Below are 2,543 nucleotides of genomic sequence, written 5' to 3'. Positions count from 1 at the left end.
CAGCGACAACACGGGTTCCCCGGCGGCGCCCGACAACTTTCTGTACGTCTTCAAGACGGGCCCGTCCCGGGCCCGCTGAGGCGCCCGCCGCAGCCGAAGGACGGGCCGGGACCGCCGACTCCCGCTCCGCTCCCGTCGGCGCGGCCCTCTGCACGGGCGGCGCCCACCCAACCGCCGTGGGTTTCCGGTGGCCACGGTGCCCGACCGTCCTCACGCCTCCGGGCCGGCCTCGACCCGATCATGAGGAAGGGCGGACCGCCACCGCACGCGTCAAGGCCGCTGCGCGTCGCTGACGCGATGACCCCTCCGGGGCCAGCCTGGACCCGCACGGCACCGGCCCGCAGCTGGCCGCGTATCGGGTCGAGGCCAACCCCCGCCACCCCCTCAACGCCCCCTCACGCGCGTCCGGCACCGTCGACAACGCGTGTTGCCCGACCGTTGCCGAATTGCCGTCCACAGGCCCGGCCCCAGAGCGCCAGCACGATCCGGCCGTACGGGTCCGGGCGGCGGATTGCCGAATTGGTCTCTATAGGGATCAAGAGGGCGCGGCTGCGCCGCGCCCGGCCCCGGGGGACCCGCGCTGCGGGCGGCGCTGACGCGCCGTCCTCGCGCACCCCAGGCCACCAAGGGTCCCGCGGCAGGTTGACCCCTACGTGTCACCGGCCGGGCGTCGCCGGCTACGTCCCGGGCTCCTGCTCAGCGCTTGGGGTGGCGGCCCAGGTCAGGGCCTGCTGCGCCCTGTCAGTGGCGTGTACGAGGTGCCCGGCGGCGGCACGGGCGACCTGGAGCCAGTGACCAGCAACGGCGGCCACCGCGACGGGATCTCCGGCGTGCTCGCCATCGACGACCACGACGTGGTGGTTCTCCACGAGCGCGTCGAGCAGCGCCTCGACCTGGGACAGGGCCTGCGGCAGCCGACCCGCCAGCAGGGCCAGCCCGCCGAGCAGGTCGTACAGGTCCGTCACCTGCAGTTCGTCCACCCCGTCGTCGATGGTGCCGGGGCGGGTGGTGTGGTTGATCGTACGGACCATCTCGGCCGCCGCGTTCGCGCACCCTGCAGCCGTCATAGGCGTGCCCTCTGACCAGGTCATGACAGCCCCCCGCTCGATCCGGGGTGGGCGCGGTTCTCTAACTCTTCTTCTTGGTCCAAAGCAGCAAGAAGAGCAGCCGGGGACACCTTTAACGACGAGCCACCATCGGGAGCACTCTCGCCACGAGATTTCGTGTCGTCGTCGCGTCGTCGACGAGGATCCGACGCTGCGGGGTGGGTGGCCCCGTGGACGGCTTGCAACGCTCTGATCGACACTTGGGCATAGATCTAGGTGGTGGAAAGCTCGGCGTGGCCGAGCATCGCCTGGACGTAGCGGATGTCGGCGCCGCCTTCGAGCATGACCGTGGCCAGGGTGTGCCGGAACAGGTGGCACGCACCGTCCTTGGGGACACCGGACGCTTTGACGTGTTCCCGGACCAGCTGGGTGAGCCGGTCCAACGAGAACGGTGTGCCGTCGACCGTGAGGAACAGGGTCCCGTCGTCCGGCTCGGTCGCGAGCCTCGGTCGCGCTTCGGTGAGGTAGCGGGCGACCCAGCCGGCGCACCTCTGGTGGACCGGGACCATCCGGTCCTTCCTCCCTTTGCCTTGGCGGACCATCAACGTCCCGCGCTCATGGTCCAGGTCTCTGACGTTGAGGTGGGCGAGCTCGGCCCGTCGGATGCCGGTGCAGTACAGCACCTCGAGCATCACCCGATCCCGCAAGCCGCTCGGGCTGCTCACGTCGGGGACGGCGAGCACCTGCTCGGCCTCCGCCGCCGTGAGGGCCGCTTTCGGGAGGCGGTGCTCGACCTTGGGCAGCTCCAGCTCACTGGCGGGGTTCGCGGCGACGTGCCCGTTCTTCACGGCCCATTTGAAGAACGCCCGCACCGGCAGCAGGCGCGTGTTCTGGCTTCGGAACGAGAGCGGGTCGCCGTCGGGTTTTCGGTAGTGGAACAGGTGCCGCTGGTACCGCACCAGCACCGGCCTCGTGACCTCCACCGGGCGGGTGACGCCCCGCTCAGCCAGCCAGCCGACGAGCTGCGCGAGGGCTTGCCGGCGTCCGACGATCGTGGCCGGGGAGTAGCCGCGGGTGGCGAGGTCGGTCAGGAACTCCTCCACGATGACGGCGAACCCGGCCGGGTCGGACGTGTCGCCGGGGATCACCTGCGGGACCCTCATCCCGCGAGGGCTGCGTCTACGGGTTGGACTACGACCCGCGCTCTCCTCGGCGACCATCACGTGCCTCCCGGCACGGCACGCAACAACAACCCCTGCTGAGCCCCGCTGTCGTGCTGTTCGTGCAGGTCAGCGCCCTGCTCGTCCTCGTCGATGGCGTCCCGACCAGTGGCCGACCGGGCCCCGACCGGGGGCCGACCAGCCCCCGACCGACCCGCCTGCGGGGCCGACCGGTTTCCGTCGTAGGTAAGGGAAGCGGGGTCGGTCAGTCCTGCGAGGAAGGGCTGCCCGTGCTCGCCTTCGCCACGCCAGGTCAGCTCGTACGTGAACGCGCCCG

Annotated in this window: 3 protein-coding genes; all 3 read right to left on the bottom strand. The window is 71.3% G+C overall.

Features of this window, described 5'->3' with window-relative positions; genetic code table 11:
* Positions 1–677: 677 nt before the first annotated feature.
* Positions 678–1,091: a hypothetical protein gene (locus LOY02_RS03495; RefSeq protein ID WP_317180941.1), complete on the bottom strand. Its 414-nt coding sequence runs from the start codon at positions 1,089–1,091 to the stop codon at positions 678–680.
* 227 nt (positions 1,092–1,318) lie between these two features.
* Entirely contained in the window at positions 1,319–2,209 is an 891-nt protein-coding gene (locus tag LOY02_RS03490; RefSeq protein ID WP_317180940.1) for a tyrosine-type recombinase/integrase, read from the bottom strand.
* 56 nt (positions 2,210–2,265) lie between these two features.
* The coding region (locus LOY02_RS03485) for a hypothetical protein (protein WP_317180939.1) at positions 2,266–2,543 on the bottom strand (278 nt) is incomplete at its 5' end.

Source organism: Intrasporangium sp. (genome assembly GCF_032907665.1).
GTDB lineage: Bacteria > Actinomycetota > Actinomycetes > Actinomycetales > Dermatophilaceae > Intrasporangium.
The sequence above is the reverse complement of the archived record's forward strand: the minus strand, read 5'-3'. Positions and strand labels throughout refer to the sequence as shown.

What these genes read in the sequence shown, in the direction of transcription:
- LOY02_RS03490 (WP_317180940.1), bottom strand. Translation starts at nt 2,209, where the DNA reads ATGAGGGTCCCGCAGGTGATCCCCGGCGACACGTCCGACCCGGCCGGG.
- LOY02_RS03495 (WP_317180941.1), bottom strand. Translation starts at nt 1,091, where the DNA reads ATGACCTGGTCAGAGGGCACGCCTATGACGGCTGCAGGGTGCGCGAAC.